The following is a 23,648-nucleotide window of genomic DNA, read 5'->3' as shown; positions in this document are numbered from 1 at the left end:
GCAGGAGCTGACGCGGCGCAGCGGCCAACTGGCGTGACAGCGACAGGAGTTGCTCTGGTTCTGTATCGACAGGGAGTACCGCTTCGAGACCGAGGAGGGCACAGCGTTCGAGAGGTGCCGCTTACGCGGCGAGGCGTTCGGCGAGGGTCTTGGCCTTGGTGAGCTCCGGGACGATGAAGTCCACGTCGAGGGTGGACGGGATCGAGCAGTTGTACATCGGGGCGCCGATCAGCACCGCGTCCGCCCGCTCCAGCTCCTCCATCAGCTTCACCCGCTCGGCGAAGGCGGCCGCCTGCTCGGGCGTGTGCGCGTCCGGAGCGGCGAAGCCGCCGGTGTGGGCGTCGGCGGTGAGGTGCGGGACGGGGTCGACGGCGAGGTCGCGGCAGATCACCGTGCCCTCCGGGTGCTGCTCCTCCCAGGCCTTGCGGAAGGTCTCCGTGACGGCCCGGGAGGCGGAGGCGGACGCGGGGAGCACGGACGAGTCGGGCGGGCGTCCGCGGCGGGTGCCGCGGGGCCGTGGTCGGTGAGGTCGTCGATGGGGCCGCGGTCAGGTCGGCGGCCGGGGGCGCAGGACGCCGTCGGGGTCGTAGCGCTTCCACAGGCCGGTGACGCGGGTGCCGGTCGGCCCGGGGTAGGCGCGGGCGAACGTGGCCTCGTCGGGGGCGCTCTCGAAGTTCACGTAGGCGCTGTTGGTGTGCCGGGCGAGCGGGGCCCAGGCGGTGGCCAGTGTCGCGCGGTCGTCCGGCGGGAACGCCGAGGCGACGACGAGGGTGTTCTGGTGGCGGTGGGCGAACGCCGTGGCCGAGGGGACCGGGTCGTGGGTCGCGCCGCCGAGCGACCGCAGCTGGATCAGGACCGGGTGGGGGGCGGCCGACGCCGTGACCAGGGCGCGGGCGGCGTCCGAAGTCAGGTCGGTGAGCAGTCCGTTGGTCGTGCTGGACCGCATCTGCCCGGTGTTGGCGTGCAGATGGTGCGGTGGGACCAGCTCGGTGTAGGGGACGACGTGGGCCTGCTGGACCATCACATCCCCGATGCCGAGCAGCGGTTCGACGGTGTCGCGGATGACGGACGGACTGTCCGAGGCCACGACCGCGGTGATGAACGCGGCGGCGGTGGCGCCCCGCGAGGACAGCGTCACCGCCGTCGACAGCTCGCGCGGTGCCCGCGCCATGACGTCGGCCCAGCGGCGCAGCGTCTGACCGGCCGGGTCCACCGCCGCGACCAGCTGCGCGTGGCCGACCGCACGAAGTTCCATGGCCTCGATCTCGAAGGCCACCGCGATCCCGGCTCCCGCGCCGGCCCCGCGCATCACCCACAGCAGCTCGGGCTCGGTCTCGGCGTCGGCACGCACGGCCGTTCCGTCGGGCAGGACGACCTCGACGGCACGGATATGGTCGATGGTGAGCCCGTACTGCCGTACCAGCCAGCCGACGCCGCCCCCGGTGGCGATGCCGCCGACGCCGACGTTGCCGTGGTCGCCCGAGCTGATGGCGAGCCCGTGCGGGGCGAGCGCCCGGGCGACCTGGGCCCAGCGCGCACCTGCCTCGACGCGGACCAGCCGGGAGCCGCGGTCGATGACATCGACCCGGTGCAGCGCGCTCAGGTCGATGACGAGCCCACCGTCGTTGGTGCCGCTGCCGGACAGGCCGTGGCCGCCGCTGCGGACGGCCACCCGAAGCCCCGTCTCCCGCGCGAGCCGCAGCGCCGCCGCGACATCGCCCGCGGACTCGGGCAGGACGACTGCGGCCGGATGGCCGACGGTGGTGTAGGTGGAGCGGAGCGCGCGGTAGCGCCGGTCGTCGGGCGTGACCACCTTGCCCGCGAGCTCGGCCGGCACGGCGGAGAGGGCGCGGTTCATCGCCCGCTCCGGATGGCCTCGACGCGCTCGCGCACCGCGGGCACGACCTCGCCGGCGAAGAGCGCGAGCTGCCGCTCGGGGTCGGTGGCGGGCCAGAAGACGAAGGTGTCGAAGCCGAGTTCCACGACCCACTCGGTGAGGGTGTCCACCCACCGCCGCACATCGCCGACGAGCCCGGGTCCGTCCCCGTGGTCGCCGATCACACCGATCACGTTGTAGACGCGCCGCAGTGTGGCCGGGTCGCGGCCCGCGTCGGCGGCCGCCTCGTCGACGATCCGCTGCCGCGAGGGCACCTCCTGCGGCGGGACGTAGATGTTCAGCGGAGAGATCCAGCCGTCGGCCGACCGGCCGGTGACGGCGAGCATCCTGGGCTTCTGGGCGCCGAGCCACAGCTCGACGGGCTTCGGGGGCACCGGTCCGGCACGGTAACCGTCGACGGAGTGGTACGGGCTGTGCAGTCGTACGGCATCCCCGGACAGGGCCGTACGCAGCAGCCCCAGGGACTCCTCGGCGTACGCCACCATGTCCCGGCCGCGTCGCGCCGGTCCCCCCATCGAGGCGATGGCGTCGGGGATGCCGCCCCCGCCGACCCCGAGCTGGATGCGTCCGCCGGTGAGCACGCTCAGCGATGCGGCGGCCTTGGCGAGCATCACCGGCGGCCGCAGCTGCAGATCGGCGACATCGGTGAGGAAGGAGATGCGGTCGGTGGCCGCGGACAGATGGGTGATCAGGGTCCAGGTGTCGAGGTGGCCGGGCTGGTACGGGTGATCCTGGACAGCTATGTGGTCGAGGCCCGAATCCTCCGCCGTACGCGCGAGGCGCCGGGTCTGGGCCCATGCCCCGGCGGAGGGGTCGAGGCTCACTCCGAAGGAGAGCGGGCGTCCGTAGTCGGTCATGCGTCCACGGTGCGCCGAACCGCGCCTTCGGACAAACAGTGAGTAAGGTGCTAATCTTTTGTAAGTGGACTCCATTCATGACGACACCTGCCCGCGCTTCGAGAGCACCCTCGAACTGATCGGACGCCGCTGGACGGGTTCGGTACTGCAGGCCGCCCACCAGGGGGCCCGGCGCTTCGGCGAGTACCGGGCCATGATCGACGGCATCTCCGACCGACTGCTCTCCCAGCGCCTGAAGGAACTCGAGGCCGCGGGCCTCATCGAGCGCACCGTCATCCCCACCACGCCCGTACAGATCCGCTACCAGCTGGCCCCGGACGGCCGGGCACTGCTGGACGCCCTGCAGCCGCTCGTGCAGTGGAACATGCACCGCTCGGGCCCCAGGGGTGCGGGGCGGGTTCCGTCGTCCGCGTAACCTCCTCGTCGGCGAGCGCGGCTTTGCCCACGGGGAGAGTGCTCCTCGGCCGCACCCTGGGCCTGCTCGGCGACGCAAGCGCGTACGACGGGACCTGGGCGGTGCCCAGTCGACGGACGACTCCACCGTACGCTTCTTCGCCCAGAAGCACGGGGCGCTGCAGAACGAACGGGCACTGCTCAACCAGGTGGAGGCCCTGCTCACCGCCTGCGATCCACGCGAGTTCCTCGATGGCAGGCAGGAGTTGGCCGTCGACGTGCCCGACGCCGTCGACGGCACGGACTGCCATGTGGAGGTGACGGCCGACGACGACCGGCTGCTGCTGTCCGCCGGCGCCGAGGACGCCGAGGCGGGCCGCACCGGCGGTCGCAAGACCCTGCGCAACCTCGGGGCCGGCCGCTATGACACCCACCTCACCCTGCCCGGCCCGGGGACCTGGCGGGTGACCGTGGGAGATCCGGTGAATGCCGGGCGGGTGCACGAGGTGAGCAGCGTCGTGCCGGCGGCCCAGCCGTAGCCCTCGTCGGGGCCGCGGGCGCGGAACCCGGGCGGCCGTTTCGCCGGCTTTGTCGGCGACCTCGGCGACCTCGGCGATCTGCCGGTCGTCCGGTTCGCCGTCGGAGACGGCCCTGGCTCGCCCGCCGTCGAGGCCGACGTCCACCGTCCGCACGCGGCACGCCTTGCCCGTCGTTCGGGCGGCTGCCGTCCGAGGTGCAACAAGAGGCCTGTAGCTCTTCGCTCGGGGACAGCCGGGATTCGTATACCCCCAGGGTGTATATTCAACTCGGCTTCCTATACCCCACCGGGGTATAGGCCCCTCGGGGGGTCCCCTCCGGGGGCCATTCCTGGGAGACGCTTATGAACACCTGGCCAAAGATCACTGGTTTCGCCGCAGCACTTGCCGTCGTGTTGGGCGCGGCGTACGGAGTGGGCAGCCTCGCCGGGTCCGACGACGCGGATACCAAGGCGGGTATGGAAACGAGCCGTGAGGCAGAGGCGGCGGAGGCCGGCGGCGCGGGCAATGCCGCAGAAGGCCCCGAGGGGCTGCAGGTCTCGGCCCACGGCTACTCGATCGACCTGAAGACCCCGCGGATCGAGCGCGGGCGCAGCGCCGAGATCCGGTTCGCCGTCCTCGACGCGCAGGGGCGGCCGGTCACCGACTACGAGGTGGAGCAGGAGAAGGAACTCCACCTGATCCTGGCCTCCCGCGACCTGACCGTCTACCGCCACCTGCACCCCACGCGCTCGGCTGACGGCACGTGGCGCACGCCCGTGAACCTGCCGACGGCCGGCGACTACCGCCTCTTCGCGGACTTCGCCCCGGCCGCCGAGGACGGCGAAAGCCTCACCCTGGGCACAGACTTGGCGGTCGCAGGGCACTACGAGCCGCAAGAGCTGCCCCAGCAGGTGAGCACCAGCAAGGTCGACGGCTACACGGTCACCCTGCACGGGGACCTCAACACCAGCTCCGCCCAGGACCTGACCTTCGAGGTCCGCAAGGACGGCAAGCCGGTGACCGACCTACAGCCCTACCTCGGCGCGTACGGGCACCTGGTGGCGCTGCGCGCCGGAGACCTGGCCTACCTGCACGTCCACCCCGACAGCGAAGCCGGTGACGCCAGGACGAAGCCCGGGCCGACCGTCTCCTTCACCGCCACCGCGCCCAGGCCTACCGCCTCTTCCTCGATTTCAAGCACGACGGCAAGGTGCGCACCGCGAGCTTCACCGTCCGGGCGGGCCTCGGCAGCGACACCGCCGCCGAGGAGGACGAGCACACCGAGGACAGCGGCTCGGCGGAGCACGGGCACGGGTGACGCCCCGCCGCCGGCACAGGCAACCGGCCCTCCAACGGCCCTGCCCGGTCGGCGTCGGGCGGCCACGACCGAGGACGCACCGCCGGCGGGCGGTCTCCAGGCGTCGGTTATGTTCCAGGTCGGACGAACGGCAGGACAGAGGGAGAGGCCATGGCGCAGCATCTGGGGCCGCTGGAGCTGATCGGGGACCGGTGGGTGATCGGAGACCCGACGCGGAAGGACGGCCTGTCCCTCGTGCTCACGCCCGAGGGCCTGGAGCATCGCCGGCGCGGGGAGGCGGCACCACTGCTCGCCATGGAGTGGTCCAGGTTCGTGGAGCTGAAGGTGCGAGCCGCTTACCGGAGGTGGCATGTCACCCCCTTCGGAGGCCTCGTCGGAGGCTTTGCGCCCGGTGCCGACATGGGCCGCGACGGCTGCTCCCTGCAGGGCATCCTGCGCCATCCGTACGAGCCGTGGTCGGTGCGGTACACGCATCACGAGCGCCCTTACACGGGCGGCCACGTCATTGTGCTGAAGGCGCTGTTCGACCAGCTCACCGAGGCGAAGGCGCTGGACCGGCTCGGCGATCCCGAGTGGCTGGGCGCGGCGGTTGCCAAGCTGTCGTCGTACACCTCGTGGTACGAACCCAAGGGCAACCGCCTGGTGAAGGAGACCATGCGGAGTCTCGGCGCCTGAGCGGTCACCCAGGACACACGATCAGTCCGCGGAGGGCCTGGTGGGTCATCCGGTGCCGCCGAAGAGGCCACAGTTCCCACTTGTGCCGCCGGTGCCGCCGGCAGCCAGGTCGCGGGGTCGGATCGCTCAGCGACATGTCCGTTCGCCGTAGCCACTCACTCGCCGTTCGCCGTACCCACTCACTCGCGACGAGCGGGAGCAACGACAAAGAGCGGAACCCAGTGAGGCTGGGTCCCGCTCTTCGCATGACGACGGTCGTGCGGCCGCTGACGACATCGTCGAGGGGCGTGGCGCCGATTGCCGTTTCGGCAAGGCCGGCCTGGAGCTGCTCCTCGCGATGGGTCCCGATCTCATCGGACACCTTGCCGCGCAGGGCAGGGAGGTCACGGACCGGCGGTGCGTCCGAGTGCTGGAGCGGCGGGCGGTTCGGCGGGGATCCGCTCCAGGACTCCGCCCGCAAACACGTCGTACAGCGGCAGGGTTTCCAGGTGCACGTAGCCGATGTGGCAGTCGCAGACGGCCAGTGGGCAGGGGCGGGGGCGCAGCGCACTCCGGTAGGAGCCGTCGTAGAGGTTGCCCAGCTCCGACCGGACGAAGTGGCAGCGGCGCACCGTGCCCTCGCCGTCCACGGATATGACGGACTCGCCCGTCCGGCAGGGCAGGCCCGCGCTGCGGTGGGGGTGGCGGCTGTAGGGGAAGAGCGGGTCGAGGGCGGTCCACCGGTCGGCCTCGGCATCGGTGTACGTATGGCCCTCGGCGGCGTTGACCCACAGGTACACATGGGCGGGGAGGTCGGCACGCAGACGGCGCGCGTGCTCCAGATGCTCGGGCAGGCCGACGACGCCGACGCTGTGGCGGATGTTGCGGGTGGCCAGGTCGTGGCACTTGGCCAGGAAGCGGTCGTACGGCGTCTGGCCGGGGTGGAAGGTGCACCACAGGGCGAGGGTGTCCCGGTCGGCGGCTGCCAGCCAGTCCGTACGGCAGCTGAGGTTGGTCTGGATCGCCACCCGGTGGATGTGCGGCAGCCGGCTCAGTTCCGCGAGCGTACGCCGGTACCAGGAGCGCACCAGGCCCTCGCCCCACGGTGTGAACAGCAGGGAGAGCCGGTCCTCCCGCTGTGCGGCCGCCCAGGTGGCGAAGCGTTCCAGCGCGGTGCGGTCGGCGGCCAGTTGGGCGCGGGTGTCCCGGCGCTTGGCGAAGGGGCAGTACGGGCAGTCGTAGTCGCACGACGCCAGCGGGCCGCGGTAGAGGATCGTCAGGTCCATGCGGGCTCCGTCACTTGAGCTCGTAGGCGGCCATGCGCTCCCGCACGGCGGCGGAGAACAGCTCGGGGCCCAGCGCGTCGGAGTGGGCCAGGCCCTCGGGGGAGAGCCGCAAGCGCTCCGGAGCGGCGGAGTCGTCCAGCCAGCCCCGGTCGCCGAACCGGTCCAGCTCGGCGGCGAAGTCGTCACCGGGCGCGGTGCCGAAGCGGGCCCGGTAGTCCGCGACGGGCATGCCCTCGGCCTGGAGCAGCGACTGCAGCAGGTGGCGGCGCCGGGACTCCTCCTCGTTCATCTCCCAGCCGAAGTCCGCGTGACGAAAGTCCTCGGCTGTGCGTGCCGTGTAGTCGTCGATGATCCCGCGTATGCGGTGCATGTCCACGGCGTAGTCGAAGGAGTAGTGCAGCCCGGAGGTGTAGGAGCGGGCGCCGCAGCCGAGGCCGATCATGCCGTCGGTCTGGCACGCGTAGTCCTCCCCGCCGGTGGTCGGCGCGTCCGCGCGACGGAACATGCGCATCGACACCTGCGCGTAGCCGTGCGCGAGCAGGTGGTCGCGGCCGTGGCGGTACAGGCGCAGTCGCTGCTCGTCCCACTCGGCGTCGCCGAGCGCCGGGCCGCGGTGCCGGCCGAGGCCGGTGAGCGGGCGGACGTAGAGCGGATAGAGGTACAGCTCCTCGGGGCGCCAGGCGAGCGCGGCGTCGAGGGAGCGGCGCCAGGACTCCTCGGTCTGGCCTCCGATGCCGTAGATGAGATCGATGTTGAGGACGGGGATGCCGGAGTCGCGGATCCGGGCGAGTGCCGCCTCGACGTCCGCCCGGCGCTGAGGGCGGACGGCGGTGCGTGCTTCGGCATCGACGAAGCTCTGCACGCCCAGGCTCAGCCGTGTGGTGCCGCGCGCGGCCAGCACGGTCAGCCGGTCGGCGGTCGCCGTGGCGGGCGAGGCCTCCACGGACAGCGGGATCGCCGTCAGATCGGCGCCCAGCCCACGCTCGGCCAGATCGCACAGCCGCTCCAGCTCGGCGGCCTCGAGGAACGTCGGAGTGCCGCCGCCGAAGGCCGCGTTCGCGAACCGCGCCCCGTCGCCCAGCGCCTCACGCACCGCGGCCGCCTGGCGCTCCAGCGCGTCCAGGTAGGCGGTGGTCAGGCCGTCGGGCGCCCCGATCCGGGTGAAGAGATTGCAGAAGCCGCAGCGCACCTCGCAGAAGGGGATGTGGAAGTAGAGGGAGAGGGCGGTCTTCGGCTCGTCCGCCCACAGTGCGCGCAGTGACGCGTGCTCCCGGGACAGCGGGCGGTAGGCGGTCTTGTGCGGGTACGCGTAGACATAGTGCTGGTACGGGCGGACGGCGGGCAGGGCCACCGCTTCGGTGCTGGTCGTCTCGGTGATGGTCATCGGGCCTCGTCGAGGAAGAAATGGGCGTAGGGCACGGTCCAGACGACGTCATGGCCGATGCGATGGCCGGTGTGACCGTCCTCGCCGTACGCGGTGCCGTGGTCGGAGCAGACGACGGCGAAGCACGGACGGCGGCTGCAGGCGGCCGCGAAGAGCCGGCCCATGTGCCGGTCCACGTACTCCAGGGCCGCGGCGTGGGTGGCCCGCGTGTCGCCCGCCTCGCGGGTGGCGCCGGGCAGATGGAACCAGTTGGGCTGGTGCAGGGCCGAGACGTTCACGAAGAGGAACAGCCGCTGCTCCCGCGGGAGTCCGGCGACGACCTTCTCTGCGCAGGCCACCTGTGCCTCGAAGGACGTGGGCGACGGCACGCCGAACTCCGGCTCCCAGTGGCTCTCCTGGAAGAAGCCGGGCAGCACGGAGCCCAGCGGCCCCCGCTGGTTGAAGAAGCCCACGCCGCCGACGCAGACCGTGCGGTAGCCGACGGCGGCCAGGCCGGACACCAGGTCGGGAGTGTCGTAGACGAAGGTGCCGTCCGCGGTGGTCTCGCTGCCCGCGAAGCGGGCGGCGAAGAGCCGAGGGTGCGGACCCGGCGTGGCCGGTGTGGGCAGGAAGCCCGCGAACATCGCCTGATGGGAGGCGTAGGTGAAGCTGCCGGGGGCGTGGCGGCGCTCCCAGAGGCCGCCGGGCAGATGCCGGGCCAGGTTCGGGATGCGGCCGGCCGCGGCCAGCTCCTGGGCCACGTCGTAGCGGAGCGTGTCCAGCGTGACCATCAGGAGGTCGTGGCTGCCCACGACCTCGTTCATGTCGATCGGCGGCATGCCCGCCGACGGGGTGTCAGCCGGTGGCGTCATGGTGGTGCTCCTTGTGCTCTGTGTGCCGCATCGCGGCCGGTACGGCGGCCACCTGCACGCCGTAGGTGTCCAGGCCCTCGGCGCCGCTGCCGGGCAGGCCGGTCAGGCGGGGCAGCAGATCCCCGAAGGCGTTCACCTCGCCGACGGTGAAGCGGCGCCACCCCGTGGCCGGCAGGACGTCCACGCCGACGCACAGCGTGCCCGGGAAGCACGCCGCGGCGCGCTCGGCGGCGTCCAGCGCGTCGTCGAAGCTGCCGCCCGCGGCCCGGATCGCCTCGCGTGCCGCGTCCAGGTCGCCGCGGGCGCCGCCCAGGTGCAGATTCGTCATGGGGTGCCGGCTGGTCCGTACGACGGCGTGCGTGGCGCGTCCGGCGACCACGACCACCCGCAGATCGGCGGCGCGGCCGCCCTGGTAGGCCTTGGGCAGCCACCGCTCGACGTGGATCCCGTCCGGGGCCAGCGCGTCGACAAGGGCGGCGACCTCGGGCTCCGCGTCGTAGTGCCGTACCCGCAGGGAGTTGAACAGCCGGCCGTCGGGGGTGGTCTCCACGGAGGTCGTCGCCCTGACCCGGCCGGGGCCGGCCACTGCGAGCGCCACAACGCCGGAGGCCGACGAGCCGTGCGCCGGCTTTACGAACGCCCGCCTGATCCGCGCGGCCTTCAGCCCTTCCCTCAGTTCCTCCCAGCCGCCGAGCGGACCCGTCAGGGCCGGGGGCACCGGGACGCCCGCGGCGGCCAACCGGGCATGACAGCGCCGCTTGTCGAACATCACCGCGACCTCCTCCGGGTCGGCGGACGGCACCGCACCCGCGCCGCGCGCCGCGCCCGTCACCTCCAGGACCGCCGTCGTGAAGCGGCGATACCACAGGGCCGTTCCCTCCACCCGGGTGGGATCGTCGGTGCCCCGCAGCAGCCGGTCGACCTCGGTGTTCTCGCCGGGTGAGTCGATTCGTACGAACTCGCCGGGCATGAAGGCGTACCGTCCGCGCAGCACATCGCGCCAGGCCAGCAAGCGTGGTGCCGGGTGGCCCGCCGCGCGGACGGCGTCGGCGAACATCGTCGTCCGCCGGTTCTCAGGGTTGCCGACGACGGCGAACCGAAGGCCGGTGCCCAGAGCGGCACTACTCGGAGACGGCGACATAGCGCCACTCCTCGTCCCGCCAGCGATGCGGCGTCTGATGTCCCGACAGGTCCACCTCGGTCCCGGCGGAGCCGAAGGCCGTACGAAGCCGGTCGGCCATGGCCTCACCCAGGAAGTGGTGATGCAGATCGAGCCGCTTGAGATGGGTCAACGGCTGGCCGCCGAGCAGGGCTTCGGCACCGGCGTCGGTGAGGGTGCCCATGGACAGGCTCAACGACTCGAGCTGTGCCACGACCGGAGCCGAGGCGACCGCAGCCGCGATCTCGTCCTGCAACTCGCTGTCCTGCAGCCCGAGATGCCGCAGCGCCGGGAGGCGGCCTGCGGACAGGATCGGCACGAGGTCGGCCACCGTCGCGTCGCCGCCGTACTGCGACACCCCGAGCCACAGCTCCAGATGCTCCAGAGCGGGCAGTTCGCACGCGCCGACGGCCCGTACCACCTGCCCGGGCAGGCCACCCGACTCGAACCGCAGCGCACGCAGTGCGTCGTGGCGCACCGGGCGCAGCGACAGGGGCTCCTCGCCGAGCCCCTGTGAGTCACCGCCGCGGACGCCGAACTCCTCCAGCAGGGGGAAGGCCTCCAGGACGGGAGTGACATCGGTGAGCTGCAGCCACGAGATCTCGCACTCCTCGCCGGTGACGTCGGCGAGGAACAGAGCGCGCAGCGCGGGGAAGCGGCCGGCGTCGGCCAGGATCAGCTCCAGCGCCGGACGCAGCTCGCTGTACTCGTCGTCCCACCAGGGCCCGATGACAAGAGCCTGTACGCCGGTACTGGGCACCCGGTCCGTGAAGCTCCGCCACAGCTCGGCGAACGGCAGCTCCCCGGCCTCGAAGCAGTCCAGTCGCCAGGCCACGCCGTCGGCCGCCGGAAGCGCCTTCTCACCGGGCTCGGGGAGGGTGAAGACGGGCAGCCCGTGAAAGGTCTCGAAGTGATCCGCGAAGGTCATGACCGCCTCACTCCGCGACCGCGGTGTAACGGTGGATCTCGCCGTCCCACTCGTCCTCGTCGCCGGACTCGGACAGGTCGACCTCGACGCCGGAAGGCTCCAGCGCCGCCCGAACCCGCTGGGCCACCGGCTCCGTGACGAAGTTATGACGGAGGTCGAGCCAGGTCAGGTGGGTGAGCGGCTGGCCGCCGAGCAGCGCTGTCACGCCCTCGTCCGTGAGCACGCCGAGGGACAGGTCCAGCGACTTCAGCTGGGCGACGACCGGGGCCCCGGCCACGGCGGCGGCGATCTCGTCCTGTATCTCGCTGTTGCGCAGGCCGAGATGCCGCAGCGCCGGGAACTGCCCGCCGGCCAGGATCTGGGTCAGGTCGGCGACCGTCGCGTCACCGCCGTACTCCTCCACACCGAGCCACATTTCGAGGTACTCCAGCGCGGGGAGTTCACTGGCGGCGACACCGCGCACGACCTCGCCGGGCAGGCCGCCGGCCTCGAAGCAGAGCGTGCGCAGGTGCTTGTGCCGGACCGCCGGGAAACGCAGGCCGGTGCCGCCGCGGATGCCGAACTCCTCCAGCAGCGGATAGGCGTCGAGGACCGGCGTGACATCGGACTGCTCGATCCAGGAGATCTCCGCCTCCTCCATCTCCAGGTCGCCGATGAAGACGGCCCGAAGCGCGCTCAGCCGGTCACGGGCGTCCACGAGTCGCTGCACGATGACGCCGGAGTCGTTCTCGTAGGCCTCGCCCCACTGGCCCACGACGATCGCGCGGACCCCGGCGGGATCGACCGAGTCGAGGAAGCGGTCCCACAGGGCACCGAAACCCTCCTCCGAGTCGTCGTAGGGGTCGACGGCCAGCCGCCAGGCGACGGCGCCCGCCTCCGGCAGCTCCTGCCGTGCGCCGGGCTCGGGGAAGTCGAAGGCCGGCAGGCCGTGCAGTTCCTTCAGATGCTCGACGTGGGACATGCGGCTGGTCTCCTCGGGTGGACGCACGCGGTGCGCTGTGCTGGCCCGAAGAGTTCTACCAAGCCCCTCTGACAACGCCTTTCGCGGGCTGCCCGGTTGCGGCCGGGGGCGTTCGTCCAAGGGTGTTGTCAGACCCTCGGCGTAGCGTCGTGGACATCGGTCGGCGAGGCGCCGGCGGTGAAGGGAGACATGCATGTACCGGCAAGGGGACGTCCTGATCGTGCCCGTGGCTGAGGCGGCCGTGCCACCGGGCACGGACCGGCTGCCGGGGCAGCCGCGGGACGCGCGGGGGAGGCTCGTGCTGGCACTCGGCGAGGTCACCGGACACGCCCATGCGGTGGTCGGGCCGGGGACTCTGGTCCGGGAGGCCGGGCCGTTCGGCGCTGCCTACCTCCATCTCCCGGACGGCGGACGGGTGGTGCACGAGGAGCACGCGGCGATACCGCTGCCGAAGGGCTGGTACCGGGTGGTGCGGCAGCGTGAGTACGCGCCCGGCGCGGTACGCGTCGTGGCGGACTGAGACAGCGGGGGAGCGGAACGATGACGACGCCGATGGAAGCGCCGATGGAAACGGCGCCGATGGACACGAAGGTGTTGGACACGATGGTGAGGTGGCGCGAGGTCGCGGCGGCGACCGGCCCGGCGGACCGCGCTGCGGCCGAGGGCGGTGTGCGCCTGGCCTACCGGCTGGCGGGTCTGCCCGAGCCGGAGCGCATCGTCTGGGCGGGCTCGCCCCGCGAGGGCGCGGCACTGGCCGCACGGCTCACGGCCGAGGGCGCGGCCGGCCGCAGCGTCCGCGACAAGGTGCGCACCCGGCCGTGGGCGGTCGCGCGAGCGTGTGTCGCCGACCGGCTCGGACCGGCCGGCTGGGCCGAGCACTGGACCCTGACAGGCGCTCAGTTGTGGAACAGCACGGTCAGTCTGACCGAGCGCATCAGGACGGGCGTGGTCGAGGCCTCGACCGGTGTGCCGAGTGGCGAGCAGACCGTCCGACTGGTGCTGCTCGACGCGGTCCTGGGACAGTACGACGCGGCCTGGCTGGCGGCCTTCGACGGCCAGGACGGCGGGGAGGCACTCGACGGGATCGCCGCGGTCGCCCGCGCCGCAGGCTGGTGGTGGCCGTACGAGAAGACCGCGGTCATCACCGAACGCCCCGTGGAACTGCACCGGGACGAGGCGGGCCGGCTCCACCGCGGGGACGGCCCGGCGCTCGCCTTCCCCGACGGCTTCGCGCTGCACGCCTGGCACGGCATGCCGGTGCCCGCCGCCTTCCTCGACGGGCTCGCCACACTGACCCCGCGGCGGATACGCGAGGAGGAGAACGCCGAGCTGCGCCGCGTGATGCTGGAGCACTACGGCTACGACCGCTACCTGGAGGAGTCCGGCGCCGAACCCCTGCAGCGGGACGAGACCGGGGTGCTGTGGCGGATCGAACTGGAGGGGGACGAGCCTCTGGTGATGGTCGAGGTCGTCAACTCCACCCCGGAGCCCGACGGCACCCACCGCACCTACTGGCTCCGGGTGCCGCCGCGGACCCGGACCGCCCGGGAGGGCGTCGCCTGGACCTTCGGACTGGACGAGGCCGACTACGCGCCGGAGAGGGAGACCTGAGCCGACTCCGGCGTGTGCGTGTCGATGCGGTGCGACTGCCTCGGGGCGCAGGCGTGGGACGGACGCTTGCGGCCCAACCGACCGCATACCCGCGACGCCCTCGCCCACCCGCCCGCCATCACCAGGCCGCGGTCGAAGCGGTGAAGGCGACGGAGCAGGCCCAAGCCGACTGGAAGTCCCACGACGAGCATCATGCGCACCTTTCCCAACTGCGGTCCGGGTCGCCGACCTGGAGGCGAAAGCCCTGCTCACCGACAGTATCGGCGGTGGTGCGACAGGTCTTCCGTACGCGCCGCCGAGGTGGTGATACGGGGTAGCCGACCACCGACAGCGCCGATAGCGTCACCGCATGGAACAGGACGAACGGCTGCTTCACGCCTCGTCGTTCGGCGCAGCGGCGGTCGCATACGCCGAGCACCGTCCGGACTATGCGCAGACCGCGGTCCGCTGGGCGCTTGAGTCCGCCCCCGGCCCACGCGTGCTCGACCTCGGCGCCGGGACCGGCAAGCTGACCGCCACGCTGGTCGCGCTGGGCGCCGAAGTCATTGCAGTCGAGCCCGACCCGGCGATGCTGACCGAGCTGTGCCGCTCGCTGCCGGCTGTCCGTGCCCTGTCGGGTAGTGCCGAGGCGATACCGCTGCCGGACGCGTCCGTCGATGCCGTGCTGGCCGGCAATGCCATGCATTGGTTCGACATGGCCGTCGCGGGACCCGAGATCGCCAGGGTCCTCGCACCCGGCGGTATCCTGGCCGGCCTGTGGAACGTCATGGACGACCAGGTCGACTGGGTTGCCGGGCTCGCGCGGGTCAGCGGGAGCGCGGCCATCGGCCCACGTGACACGCCCACCAGCTGGCGCACCGAAACGGCCGACATGCACCTCCCCAAGACTGGCGTGGCCGCCCGGTTCGGCTCGCCGGAGCAGGCCGAGTTCCCACACGGGCAGCGCCGCACCGCCGACTCTCTCGTCGCGACCATCGCGACGCGCGCGGGGGTGCTGGTCATGCCAGAACAGGAACAACAGGCCACACTGGGGCGGATCCGCGCATTTCTCGCGAGCAGGCCGGAGACCACCCGCGGCGAGTTCACTCTCCCGATGCTGACCGGCGTGCTGCGCGTCCGGCGGCTGTGCCTCGACGGACGACAGGACGTCGCCAACCGGCGGATCGGGGATCTGCTCCGCGAGTACGAGTAGGCACCCCTGCCCGCTTCCGAGGCCCCCTGGTATCGCGTCCAGGAGGCCTCGTCGTTGCTCTACGTCTCAGCTCGTCGGATAGCCGATTTCCGCAATGTCCTCTGAGAGATCTGCCAGGACGATCTCTGAGTTCAACGTGCGGACCACCTCTTCGGTCAGCGGACGGGAAGAGAAGACGTGCCGAACGGCCTCCAGGTCGACCGGGACCTGATAGTAGTCCTCGGCCCATCGCTGAAACGCTTCCGGCGAGCGATCCACCAACAGGTGGAAGAGGTATCCGGCGCCGTCCGGATCTTCCGTTGCCTCGTCGGGAAAGTCGATCGTCCCCGTTCTCCAACCGTCGTCGCCCGTCTCTCGCCACATACACGCAGTGACGAGCGACATCCCGTCCTCGTCCGAGAACGCCGGTTCCTCGACGCACGGCCGGAAGACGTCAGGAACCTCGTCGAGCACTCCGGGCCATGGCCCGCCCTCTGCATAGGGGCTCATGGGCGATTCGTGATCGAACCCCCGGACGTAGGCGCCGGCGGGCGAGAAGACGATCGAGTACTCGTCGCCCGATCCGCTGCGCATCGAGGCCATCGCCTCCGTCTCGGACCAGTGGTCGTCGAAGGAGTGGTAGCGGTTCTCCCACTCGGGGCTGATGACCGCCTCCAGGACGGCCATGGAGCGGCTGTGCTCACAGAGGACTGCTATCTCGGGCAGTTGTCGAGCAACATCATGAACGGTCACCCGCTCATCCAAGCGCACAGACCCGAGGACCGCGGACAGCGCGGCTCACCTGAGACAACGCTTCAAGATCCCGCCCACGCCCATGATCGTTCCTGTGGTGCATCAGCAGAGCTCAGCTAGGCCGCCGCCATCTGTTCACAAGTGACGCAGCAGACATCGACACGCTGCAGCCCTCGTACGGGACGTACGTGGGGCTTCCGGCCGGTGCGGCGAGTGGGGTACCCCTGCTCGAAGTCGCTGCGCTGTCGACTCTGGGGTTATGGGGCTATTACGGGGGGAGCCGCGTCGACCGAAGGGTGGGCAGCTGCGTTGCCCGTACTGCGGTTTGCTGCAGGCTCACGTGGCGACGCTTGAGCAGGAATGGTTCCTGTTGGAACCGGACATGACTCCGCTGGCCCATATGGTGCCGGCGGAGCATCGGTGGATCGAGCTCTCCGACAGTCGGGTAACCGTCTACGGCGTGTGCCCGCCAGATCCGTTGCAGTGGTGCCGTATCGAGCACCGGCTGGCCTGCTCGGCGCAACCGCTGCCGGATCTTTGGCCGTGGTCGACGACGCTGCGAGCGGAGAACGGGCGGCGAGTTACCCCGGTGCCGCCAGAGCCTCCGGAGGAATGGCCAGATGCGGGTAACGGCCACTTGGCGCGACCATGCAGCTGACGGGCATCGACTTCCAGGTGCCCACCAGCCTTTTCGCCGTGTGACCACCGGAGGTCAGAACCATCCGCGTTTCCGTATGAACTCACCGAGCGGGGAAGGTGAGCCGCAGAACGATCTCGCCGTCGTCGATCTCCCCGGTGGGCTCGAACCCGAACTTCTGGTAGAAGGGCCACGGTTCGCCCTGGCCGGGCTCGTAGCTGGTCAGCAGCTCGTTGGCGCCGTCCGCACGAACCAGGGCGGCGATCTGCAGGAGCGCCTCTCGACCGATCCCTCGCCCCTGGTACCGCTTGTCGACGAGGAGGCGCCAGAGGAAGTGCCGTCCTTTGTATGGACCGGTCGGCGGTTTCCACGACAGCATCACGAAGCCGACTGGCTCGTCGCCGCGGTACACGGCGCGGTACCAGGGATTGGCCTCCGGTTTCTTTGCCGCCTCCTTGAGCGACTTTTTCACGGAGGCGACGAACTGCTTCTGGTCACGTCGGACGCGGAGGGCACGAACGGCATCCCGGTTGTCGTCGGTGATCTCCCGTAGGTGCACGCCTGGGGATCTCATGCCACACCCCTTCCGCATCCGGCAGCTGCGCCATCCGGGCCTATGTGAAGAGCCCCATACGTACGAGTTGTCGAGGACGCCGGGTTGGACGTCTTCGAAGCGTATTCGACACAGGCGATGTGGAGCGGAACTGGCACGCCGGGCTGTGGCCGCGCCTGTGGCAGGTCCTAGGCCGACACCGCATGCGCGCCGGTCTCCTTCAGCTCGGGCGTGATGGTGCGGGCGGCGCCCACGACATGGACACCTTCGCCGATCAGGGTCCGGACAGTGGCCAGTCCAATGCCCCGGCTGGCACCGGTGACGACGGCTGTCTTGTTGGCGAGGTTGAGGTTCATGACACTCCAATTCCTTGAACTGTAGGTATGCGGAGGGTGGGCATGTGGGTCGGGGCGGTGCCCCGGGCCGGGCTCAGGCGTCGACCGGGCGCCAGACCGGTCGGCGGCGTCGGTATGGACGCGGCCGAAGAACACGTCGGTGACGTGAAGGCCGAATCCGGTCGTGCCGGGCCAGGCCGGCGACGGATGGCGTCGCGGTCGCGCGCCGGACCGGGTGCCATGCCGACGCCACCCGGTCAGGGGGTGTTTCAGTCGCGGATGGTCAGGCCGCCGTCGACCGCCCAGACCTGCCCGTTGACCCACTCCGCGTCGTCGGACAGCAGGAAGGCGGCGGTCGCGGCCACATCCGCGGGCTTGCCCAGCCGCGGACTGCGCATCGTGGCCAGAATCCTGGCCTGCCACTCCTCGCTGATCTGCTCCTGCGCGATTTCGGTCAGGGTCACGCCGATCCCGAGAGTGTTGGCGCGGATTTCCTGCTTGCCCCACGCGGAGGCGACGTGCCGGGCCAGCGAGTTGATGGCAGCCTTGGACGCCCCGTAGGCGGGGCGCTCGCTCTCGCCGATCCAGGCCGCGCCCGCCGAGGTGTTGACGATGGCCCCGCCGCCCTGGGCCAGCAGGTGCGGGATGACCGCGCGGCTGGCGACGGCGTAGCCGAACAGGTTCACCTCGAAGGTGCGCCGCCACACGGCCACATCCATCTCCAGCAGGTTCTTGTCCCGGGTTAGGTGCTGGGCGGAGATTTCGGCGCCGACGTTGAACAGCCCGTCGATACCGCCGAATTCGGTGGCGGCCGTGTCGATGAGCGCCTGGATCGAGTCCTCGTCGGCGAGGTCGAACTTCACCGCGATCGCCTTGCCGCCGGCCTCGTTCAGACGCTTGGCCAATATCTGCCCGGCGTCGAGGTTTCTGCCACCGATGACGACCGAGGCGCCCTCTTCCGAGAGTCGCTCGGCCGTGGCCGCGCCGATCCCGGCGGTACCCCGGCGATCACGATCCGCTTGCCCTGCAGTCCCCTCATGTCCCTCTCCCATTCCTGTGTGCGCAGAACACCGCTTCCCGTCCGGATCACGGCGTGGATGAGGGCCGTTGCCCGCAGCAGCGACCGTTCCGAGTTCACGTTAACCCACACCTGTCTGTTTTCCAACATGAGTCTATAAACCAACATGTGTTGGCTAAGAAGGGCGGGCGAAGGTAGGCTCGGAGGATGACCTCGACAAACAACAGCGCCCCGCCGGGCGATCGACGCGTGCGCCGCACCCGGGCGGCTCTGCAGGGCGCCCTGATCGGCCTCGTCGAGGAGCAGGACCTCTCACAGATCAGCGTCGCCGACGTCGTGGAGCGGGCCGAGGTGAACCGCTCGACGTTCTACGCCCACTACCAGGACGTGCACGAACTGGCCGAGGCCGCCTGCACCTCGATGATCGACGACCTGATCGGGGTCGTCCTCGCCCTCGACCCCGCCCGAGCCAACCCCTCCGGATTCCCGGAGGACCCCGACCCCTCGCTGACCGCCTTCTTCGCGCACTTCGCCGAGCATGCGGGTCTCTACCGAAGCCTGCTCGGACCGACGGGAAGCGCCCGCGTCATCGAGCACGTACGCCTGCGCACCACGGCAGCCGCCCACTCCTCCGGACAGCTTCCCGCCACAAACGATGCCCCACCGCCGGACACCGCGGACCCCTCCGGCATCCCGCACGACGTCCCCGCGGCCTTCGTCGCCGGCGCACTCATCGGCGTGGCCACCGACTGGCTCCAGCGCGGATGCCCGCGCACACCCACCGAAATGACCATCCTGACCAAGCCACTCCTGCGGGCCCTGGCGGCCGGCACCGACGCGCCGCCCACACCGTAGCCCCGGGCCCCCGGGTGTGCTCCCCAACAGCCCGGACGCGCTGTCCACCGCCACCGCCGACCCGAATGTGCGGCAGCTTCTCAGCGCTGCGGGAGCACACCGAACAGCGCACCACATCGGACAGCGTTCCGCTGGCGGGCACGAGGTCGTGCGGGCGCGCCGGATCGTCCGCGATCCCGATCCGAGTTCCGGCGGAGGTCTCGTCGCCGTTGAGCCTCCTCTGCGGCACGAGTGCGCTGTTCCTGATCACCAGCTCGTCCGCCCGCAGGATCGCGGTCGATCGCCGCGCGGGCCACCCATGGCAACAGGGCCTCCTGGTGCTTGTTCGGTTCCGCAACCTTTGAGCTGCCAAGAGGCCCTGTCCGCATGCCGGTTCGACCCTGTGATCACCCCAGGTCGGTCCGGGGAGGTGTGGTTACGGCTTCCACCAGGCGGCGGAGGCGTCGCGCAGGGTGTTGGTGCCGCAGTGGATCTCGCCCATGCCGACGTGGTACGTGTACCAGTCGTCGACGTACGACACCTTCATGCCGGCGCGCGTGTACGCGGCGGTGACGGCCTCGGTGAAGATGTCCTTGCCGCCGATGACGGGACCCCACTGGCGCGGGGCGAGGTAGCGGTCGCGGGAGAGCAGGATGCCGTTGACGGCGCCGGGGACGTACGCGCTGGTCATGACGGTCCCGGGAGCGGGCGCGGCGGAGGCGGCGCGGTCGAGGAACCGCTGCTGGCCGTGGGTCTCGGCGGCCTCCGTGGCGGCGCTGCCGCCGAGACGGCGGAGCAGCGGCATTCGAGTCCCCTCGTCGCCGGTCTCCATGCCCCGGGTGTACAGGGCGGGCACCCGGACGATCTCCCCGTCGGTGACGCCCGTCTCCCGCTTCAGGATCCCCAGGTTGGCCGCGATCTTCCTGGCCGCCATCTCGTTGTCGCCCACCAGGTGGCGGGAGGCGAGGGCCTGGTCGATGGTCTCCTTGGGGGCCTGCGCCCCGTCGAAGCCCGGGACGGAGAACATCTTGGCCGCGCCGTGGCCGCCCCGCTGCGCGTCGCGCAGGAGCCGCAGTCCGGCCTCGGGGTCGGCGACGCCGATCCGCCAGCCGCGCGGGGTGTCGGCCGGCAGGAACTGCACGAACTCGTCGACGTGCCCCACGTGCAGCCACGAGGTGTCCAGCAGGAGCGGGTCCTGCAGGCCCTGGGACTTCAGCAGCGTACGTATCTCCTTCGAGGGGCGCACTCCGCTGCCGTCCTTGCGTTCGCCCATGATGATCCGGCCGGCCGGGAACGACTTGCCGCCCTGCGCGTGGGGCGGAATGGTCTCCAGGTTGCCGAAGGAGTTCAGGGTCTCCCAGCGCTGCATGTCGCGGCCCTTGGCCTGGACGACGCCGATGTTCGGCCCGCGCACCTTCTCGTAGAGCTCGCGGCCCGCCTCCCTGTCCTGGGCGGAACGCAGCATGACGCGCATCGTCCGCTGCCTGCCGTCCGGGCCGGTCATGTTGAGGTAGGCCGGCTCGACGAAGTCCTGGGCCCAGATGTCGCCGTACTTCTCGAAGGTCACCAGCGGCTTGGTGATGCCGGCCGCGCGGGACTCGTTCTCCAGCTCCTTGACGAACTTCCGCTGCGTCTTGGCCCAGGGGTCGTTGCCTCTGACCTTGGTGACCATCAACTGCTGGGTGCTCTGCAGGGCGTGGTGGGTGAGCAACGGGGCCGCGCGCAGGGTGACGCTGTCGGAGGCGGTGCCGGCGGACGAGGCCACCTTCAGCCGGATCGCCACGCGGCCGTCCCACTGCGCGCTGTCGCGAATGACGTCCTTGCCCTCGACACCGAACTCGACGCCGGCGCGCAGCTCGGCCCGCGTCACCCGGGTCTGCGAAGTGACCGGCTTCCAGGCGCCGTTCCGCTTGACGAAGACCCTGGTCTGCGCGGCGCCCTTGGTGACCTTGACGCTGCCCTCGGCGTCGGACGGCAGGTTCCTGATCGGTACCGAGCGCACCCGGGCCAGGTCGGCCGCGTCGGCGCTGCCGTTGACCTTCTTGTCGGAGGCGTCGTTGCAGGCGGCCAGTTTGGCGTCGGAGAGCGGGCGGCCGCCCGGGCCGGTGGTCGGGCACCGCTTGCTGTCGTCGTCGATGTTGGGCAGGAAGACCGCCCCCCGTGCGACGGACCAGGTGTCCTCCCCGGCCGTGTCGGTGCCATCGGTGAGGTCGACCCGCCCGTCGCGGTTGACGTCCGCCCTCAGGTCGACGCGCAGCGGCTCGGCCGCGTACGCAGGGGCCGGGAGTGCCAGCACCGCTCCCGTTGTGGTGAGGGCGAGTAACACCCGTCCAGCACTTCTCGTACGCACATCGCTTCCCTTCGTTCCGAACGGTTGCCCCCGCTGAGGAGGATGAGGGGAAAAGCGTGCTGTGCGTTGACTGTGAGGGGCGAAGTCGTCCTTGTTGATGAGGGGTTGATGGCAGACCTCTCCCTTTTGGAGAGGGAGAGATATACCGGTGGGCGTGCGGTGAGCATGGGCGGAGGCGTGAACTCGCAGGTAGTCAGTGCGGTTGCCAGGAGGGGGCCGACGGTGAAGGCGCGCAGGAGAGGACGGTCTGCAGGAGCGCGCCCGCGGCCAACGTCTCGCCGCCCTCCTCGGACCGCCTCGACGACCAGGCCCAGCGGCACAAGACGATCCTCGACCGCTGCCCCGAACTCAACCGCACCGTCGAACACATCCGTTCCTTCGCCGAGTTGATGAACAACCGCCAAGGACAGCAGCTGGACCAGTGCCCGCCCTGCACGCTTTCGTCACCGGCCTCGGCCAGGACCTCGACGCCGGCATCAACCGTCCAGGCGGCTCACGCTCCCCGCAGCAGACCGGCCTCGTGCGCGAGGATCGCCGCCTGGACTCGGTTGGCGCAGCCCAGCTTGGCCAGGATGCTCCGCACGTGCGTCTTGACAGTGCCCTCGCCCAGGTGGAGCCTTCTGCCGGCTTCGGCGTTGGAAAGGCCCAGTCCGACCAGGGCCAGCACGTCCCGTTCGCGCGCGGTCAGCGTGTCCACCTGCCGCCGGGCCTCGGAGGCCCGACGCGCGTTGGTGACCACGTGCGCTTCGATGAGGCCGCGGGTGATACGCGGGGAGAGGATCGCTTCACCGCCCGCCGCTACGCGCACCGCCTGGATGATCTCCTGCAGGTCGCTGTCCTTGAGGACGAATCCCGCGGCCCCGGCAGCCAGCGCCCGGGTGACGTACTGGTCCTCGCCGAACGTGGTCAGCATGACGACCCGGACCGCCGGCGCCAGGTCGGCCAGCGCCTCGGTGGCGGTGAGGCCGTCCATGCCCGGCATGCGGATGTCCATCAGCACCACGTCGACGCGGTGGCGGGCGGCGAGATCGACCGCCTCCGATCCGTTGACAGCCTCCGCGACCACGTCGATGTCGTCGACATGCGCCAGAACGAGGCGCAGGGCCGCCCGCAGCAGTGCCTCGTCGTCGGCCAGCAAGACCCTGATGGGCCCGGTTAAGAGGTCATCTCATTTGGGATGTTCGGCAGGCTCTCGGCGTGGGGATCGTTGAGCGGTTGGTGCCGGATGAGCTGTGGGAGTTGTTCCAGCGGGTGGTGCCGGAGGCGCCGACTCGTCCGCAGGGTGGTGGCCGACGCCGGCACGGTGACCGGGAAGTGCTGGCCGCGATCGTGTTGAGCTGCCCAGGGAGCGCCTGCGACTCGCCCCGAGCGGGGACGCTGCGCTTACGGTCGAGTGCCGTCGATGTGCTCGAGCAGCGTTCGGGCTTCGACGGTGCGGCGGTGGTCCGGGCCGAAGGAGGCCAGGCAGGCATCGTGAGCGGCTGCAGCCTGACGACGGGCATCGGGAGCGCGGCGCAACCCCAACAGGGCAGTCGCAAAGGCCAGTTCGACGGCGCCCTTATCTGGATGGCGCTGGTATTCGGGCAGAGCGCGGTACAGCTTGTCGGCGCCCTGCGCCTCGGTGAGGGCGTCTTCGTGGCGGGCTTGGCCGTTGAGGCTGCGAGCCAGGCCGAGTCGCAGGACCAGGGACGTCCGGTCACGTGCGCGATAGGCGGCCAGGGCCTCGCGGGCGAGCGCCTCGGCCTCCTGGTGGCGCCCCTGCGCATTGAGGGCGAAGACCAGCCCATTGCGGGCGGCCGCTGCCAGGAGTGACATTTCCGGGCCGGTACCGCGGCCCGCGGCCTCGGCGACGGCCGCACATTCTGCCTCGCACTCGGCGTGCTGACCGAGCGAGATCATCTGCTGGGCGCGGTCCGAGCGGAGCTTCAGGGTCAGCCAGTGATCGGCTCCAAATATCCTGCTGAAGGCAGGCAGCGCTTCGTCGTAGGTGGCGAGTGCTTCGGCGTGGCGGCCTTGGGCGCCCGTCGCGATCGCGGCGATGTTCAGCGCCACCGCTGCGTACTCGTCGTCGCGTGGCCGCGATCGGGCCACGGCGCGGGCTTCGGCCTCCGCCTCGGCGTAACGCCCGGCTTCGTAAAGGGCTTTGGCCTCAGCCACAGGCGTTCCCGTCATTCGTTGGG

The 23,648-nt window shown here is 71.0% G+C and carries 22 protein-coding genes and 3 pseudogenes; 9 read left to right on the top strand and 16 right to left on the bottom strand.

Features of this window, described 5'->3' with window-relative positions; all coding sequences use genetic code 11:
- Positions 1-187: 187 nt before the first annotated feature.
- The 3 genes and pseudogenes from StrepF001_RS25845 to StrepF001_RS25835 form a co-directional block, all read right to left on the bottom strand.
- Positions 188-475: pseudogene (locus StrepF001_RS25845) on the bottom strand (NAD(P)H-dependent oxidoreductase); the annotation flags it as partial.
- A gap of 72 nt (positions 476-547) precedes the next feature.
- Positions 548-1,858, bottom strand: a complete 1,311-nt coding sequence (locus StrepF001_RS25840; protein WP_129800602.1) for an FAD-dependent oxidoreductase — start codon at positions 1,856-1,858, stop codon at positions 548-550.
- Positions 1,855-2,754 (bottom strand): LLM class flavin-dependent oxidoreductase, encoded by a 900-nt coding sequence (locus tag StrepF001_RS25835; protein ID WP_165396368.1) that lies wholly within the window; start codon positions 2,752-2,754, stop codon positions 1,855-1,857. Before StrepF001_RS25835 ends, StrepF001_RS25840 begins: the two co-directional genes overlap by 4 nt.
- 64 nt (positions 2,755-2,818) lie before the next feature.
- Between StrepF001_RS25835 and StrepF001_RS25830 the strand changes: the two genes are divergently transcribed.
- The 4 genes and pseudogenes from StrepF001_RS25830 to StrepF001_RS25815 all read left to right on the top strand — a co-directional run bounded on the left by StrepF001_RS25830 (position 2,819) and on the right by StrepF001_RS25815 (position 5,658).
- Positions 2,819-3,169, top strand: coding sequence for a helix-turn-helix domain-containing protein (locus StrepF001_RS25830; protein WP_129800600.1), 351 nt, complete (start codon positions 2,819-2,821; stop codon positions 3,167-3,169).
- Complete coding sequence (locus StrepF001_RS25825) at positions 3,141-3,686, top strand: hypothetical protein (protein WP_129800599.1); 546 nt, start codon at positions 3,141-3,143, stop codon at positions 3,684-3,686. The genes StrepF001_RS25830 and StrepF001_RS25825 overlap by 29 nt, the downstream gene beginning before the upstream one ends.
- Positions 3,687-4,027: 341 nt before the next feature.
- A pseudogene (locus StrepF001_RS25820) lies at positions 4,028-4,983 on the top strand (hypothetical protein).
- Between the two features lie 150 nt (positions 4,984-5,133).
- Positions 5,134-5,658 carry a hypothetical protein gene (locus StrepF001_RS25815; RefSeq protein ID WP_129800598.1) on the top strand — a complete coding sequence of 175 codons (525 nt, stop codon included), beginning with the start codon at positions 5,134-5,136 and terminating at the stop codon, positions 5,656-5,658.
- Between the two features lie 383 nt (positions 5,659-6,041).
- On the opposite strand, the gene StrepF001_RS25810 is transcribed toward StrepF001_RS25815, so the two are convergent.
- From StrepF001_RS25810 to StrepF001_RS25785, 6 genes are read right to left on the bottom strand one after another with little or no spacing between them, the layout of a single operon-like run.
- Positions 6,042-6,923 (bottom strand): STM4011 family radical SAM protein, encoded by an 882-nt coding sequence (locus StrepF001_RS25810; protein ID WP_129800597.1) that lies wholly within the window; start codon positions 6,921-6,923, stop codon positions 6,042-6,044.
- A gap of 10 nt (positions 6,924-6,933) precedes the next feature.
- Positions 6,934-8,307: an STM4012 family radical SAM protein gene (locus tag StrepF001_RS25805; protein WP_129800596.1), complete on the bottom strand. Its 1,374-nt coding sequence runs from the start codon at positions 8,305-8,307 to the stop codon at positions 6,934-6,936.
- A complete protein-coding gene (locus tag StrepF001_RS25800; protein ID WP_129800702.1) occupies positions 8,304-9,110 on the bottom strand; it encodes an STM4013/SEN3800 family hydrolase in 807 nt (268 codons plus the stop codon). The genes StrepF001_RS25805 and StrepF001_RS25800 overlap by 4 nt, the downstream gene beginning before the upstream one ends.
- 31 nt (positions 9,111-9,141) lie before the next feature.
- Positions 9,142-10,299, bottom strand: a complete 1,158-nt coding sequence (locus StrepF001_RS25795; protein ID WP_129800595.1) for an STM4014 family protein — start codon at positions 10,297-10,299, stop codon at positions 9,142-9,144.
- Entirely contained in the window at positions 10,280-11,245 is a 966-nt protein-coding gene (locus StrepF001_RS25790; RefSeq protein WP_129800594.1) for an STM4015 family protein, read from the bottom strand. The genes StrepF001_RS25795 and StrepF001_RS25790 overlap by 20 nt, the downstream gene beginning before the upstream one ends.
- A gap of 7 nt (positions 11,246-11,252) precedes the next feature.
- Entirely contained in the window at positions 11,253-12,206 is a 954-nt protein-coding gene (locus tag StrepF001_RS25785; protein ID WP_129800593.1) for an STM4015 family protein, read from the bottom strand.
- Positions 12,207-12,399: 193 nt separating this feature from the next.
- On the opposite strand from StrepF001_RS25785, the gene StrepF001_RS25780 reads away from it, so the two are divergent.
- The 3 genes from StrepF001_RS25780 to StrepF001_RS25770 all read left to right on the top strand — a co-directional run bounded on the left by StrepF001_RS25780 (position 12,400) and on the right by StrepF001_RS25770 (position 15,009).
- Positions 12,400-12,726: a hypothetical protein gene (locus StrepF001_RS25780; RefSeq protein WP_129800592.1), complete on the top strand. Its 327-nt coding sequence runs from the start codon at positions 12,400-12,402 to the stop codon at positions 12,724-12,726.
- 83 nt (positions 12,727-12,809) lie between these two features.
- Positions 12,810-13,817 (top strand): DUF6745 domain-containing protein, encoded by a 1,008-nt coding sequence (locus tag StrepF001_RS25775; protein ID WP_129800701.1) that lies wholly within the window; start codon positions 12,810-12,812, stop codon positions 13,815-13,817.
- 349 nt (positions 13,818-14,166) lie between these two features.
- Complete coding sequence (locus StrepF001_RS25770) at positions 14,167-15,009, top strand: methyltransferase domain-containing protein (RefSeq protein ID WP_240797680.1); 843 nt, start codon at positions 14,167-14,169, stop codon at positions 15,007-15,009.
- Between the two features lie 66 nt (positions 15,010-15,075).
- Here StrepF001_RS25770 and StrepF001_RS25765 read toward each other — a convergent pair whose 3' ends face one another.
- A complete protein-coding gene (locus StrepF001_RS25765; RefSeq protein ID WP_129800591.1) occupies positions 15,076-15,741 on the bottom strand; it encodes a hypothetical protein in 666 nt (221 codons plus the stop codon).
- Between the two features lie 259 nt (positions 15,742-16,000).
- On the opposite strand from StrepF001_RS25765, the gene StrepF001_RS48290 reads away from it, so the two are divergent.
- Complete coding sequence (locus StrepF001_RS48290; RefSeq protein WP_129800590.1) at positions 16,001-16,399, top strand: DUF6083 domain-containing protein; 399 nt, start codon at positions 16,001-16,003, stop codon at positions 16,397-16,399.
- A gap of 82 nt (positions 16,400-16,481) precedes the next feature.
- Here StrepF001_RS48290 and StrepF001_RS25755 read toward each other — a convergent pair whose 3' ends face one another.
- From StrepF001_RS25755 to StrepF001_RS25745, 3 genes and pseudogenes are all read right to left on the bottom strand, one after another.
- Positions 16,482-16,952, bottom strand: a complete 471-nt coding sequence (locus StrepF001_RS25755) for a GNAT family N-acetyltransferase (protein WP_240797679.1) — start codon at positions 16,950-16,952, stop codon at positions 16,482-16,484.
- Positions 16,953-17,122: 170 nt separating this feature from the next.
- Positions 17,123-17,287, bottom strand: a pseudogene (locus StrepF001_RS25750) (SDR family NAD(P)-dependent oxidoreductase); the annotation flags it as partial.
- Between the two features lie 248 nt (positions 17,288-17,535).
- Positions 17,536-18,318, bottom strand: coding sequence for an SDR family oxidoreductase (locus StrepF001_RS25745; protein ID WP_206306943.1), 783 nt, complete (start codon positions 18,316-18,318; stop codon positions 17,536-17,538).
- Between the two features lie 173 nt (positions 18,319-18,491).
- On the opposite strand from StrepF001_RS25745, the gene StrepF001_RS25740 reads away from it, so the two are divergent.
- Positions 18,492-19,139, top strand: a complete 648-nt coding sequence (locus tag StrepF001_RS25740) for a TetR-like C-terminal domain-containing protein (RefSeq protein ID WP_129800589.1) — start codon at positions 18,492-18,494, stop codon at positions 19,137-19,139.
- Between the two features lie 415 nt (positions 19,140-19,554).
- Here StrepF001_RS25740 and StrepF001_RS25735 read toward each other — a convergent pair whose 3' ends face one another.
- The 3 genes from StrepF001_RS25735 to StrepF001_RS25720 form a co-directional block, all read right to left on the bottom strand.
- Positions 19,555-21,414 (bottom strand): protein-arginine deiminase domain-containing protein, encoded by a 1,860-nt coding sequence (locus StrepF001_RS25735; protein WP_276322841.1) that lies wholly within the window; start codon positions 21,412-21,414, stop codon positions 19,555-19,557.
- Positions 21,415-21,961: 547 nt separating this feature from the next.
- Positions 21,962-22,615, bottom strand: coding sequence for a response regulator transcription factor (locus tag StrepF001_RS25730; protein WP_129800587.1), 654 nt, complete (start codon positions 22,613-22,615; stop codon positions 21,962-21,964).
- Positions 22,616-22,851: 236 nt separating this feature from the next.
- A complete protein-coding gene (locus StrepF001_RS25720; RefSeq protein WP_206306947.1) occupies positions 22,852-23,640 on the bottom strand; it encodes a tetratricopeptide repeat protein in 789 nt (262 codons plus the stop codon).
- Between the last annotated feature and the right edge of the window lie 8 nt (positions 23,641-23,648).

The organism is Streptomyces sp. F001 (genome assembly GCF_004187715.1).
Classification (GTDB): Bacteria; Actinomycetota; Actinomycetes; order Streptomycetales; family Streptomycetaceae; genus Streptomyces; species Streptomyces flavusporus.
The sequence above is the reverse complement of the archived record's forward strand: the minus strand, read 5'-3'. Positions and strand labels throughout refer to the sequence as shown.

Bases quoted from the DNA above. Each gene is read 5' to 3' on its own strand.
- StrepF001_RS25840 (WP_129800602.1), bottom strand. From the start codon at position 1,858: ATGAACCGCGCCCTCTCCGCCGTGCCGGCCGAGCTCGCGGGCAAGGTG.
- StrepF001_RS25835 (WP_165396368.1), bottom strand. From the start codon at position 2,754: ATGACCGACTACGGACGCCCGCTCTCCTTCGGAGTGAGCCTCGACCCC.
- StrepF001_RS25815 (WP_129800598.1), top strand. From the start codon at position 5,134: ATGGCGCAGCATCTGGGGCCGCTGGAGCTGATCGGGGACCGGTGGGTG.
- StrepF001_RS25810 (WP_129800597.1), bottom strand. From the start codon at position 6,923: ATGGACCTGACGATCCTCTACCGCGGCCCGCTGGCGTCGTGCGACTAC.
- StrepF001_RS25805 (WP_129800596.1), bottom strand. From the start codon at position 8,307: ATGACCATCACCGAGACGACCAGCACCGAAGCGGTGGCCCTGCCCGCC.
- StrepF001_RS25800 (WP_129800702.1), bottom strand. From the start codon at position 9,110: ATGAACGAGGTCGTGGGCAGCCACGACCTCCTGATGGTCACGCTGGAC.
- StrepF001_RS25795 (WP_129800595.1), bottom strand. From the start codon at position 10,299: ATGTCGCCGTCTCCGAGTAGTGCCGCTCTGGGCACCGGCCTTCGGTTC.
- StrepF001_RS25790 (WP_129800594.1), bottom strand. From the start codon at position 11,245: ATGACCTTCGCGGATCACTTCGAGACCTTTCACGGGCTGCCCGTCTTC.
- StrepF001_RS25785 (WP_129800593.1), bottom strand. From the start codon at position 12,206: ATGTCCCACGTCGAGCATCTGAAGGAACTGCACGGCCTGCCGGCCTTC.
- StrepF001_RS25780 (WP_129800592.1), top strand. From the start codon at position 12,400: ATGTACCGGCAAGGGGACGTCCTGATCGTGCCCGTGGCTGAGGCGGCC.
- StrepF001_RS25775 (WP_129800701.1), top strand. From the start codon at position 12,810: ATGGTGAGGTGGCGCGAGGTCGCGGCGGCGACCGGCCCGGCGGACCGC.
- StrepF001_RS25770 (WP_240797680.1), top strand. From the start codon at position 14,167: ATGGAACAGGACGAACGGCTGCTTCACGCCTCGTCGTTCGGCGCAGCG.
- StrepF001_RS48290 (WP_129800590.1), top strand. From the start codon at position 16,001: ATGGGGCTATTACGGGGGGAGCCGCGTCGACCGAAGGGTGGGCAGCTG.
- StrepF001_RS25755 (WP_240797679.1), bottom strand. From the start codon at position 16,952: ATGAGATCCCCAGGCGTGCACCTACGGGAGATCACCGACGACAACCGG.
- StrepF001_RS25745 (WP_206306943.1), bottom strand. From the start codon at position 18,318: ATGGGAGAGGGACATGAGGGGACTGCAGGGCAAGCGGATCGTGATCGC.
- StrepF001_RS25740 (WP_129800589.1), top strand. From the start codon at position 18,492: ATGACCTCGACAAACAACAGCGCCCCGCCGGGCGATCGACGCGTGCGC.
- StrepF001_RS25720 (WP_206306947.1), bottom strand. From the start codon at position 23,640: ATGACGGGAACGCCTGTGGCTGAGGCCAAAGCCCTTTACGAAGCCGGG.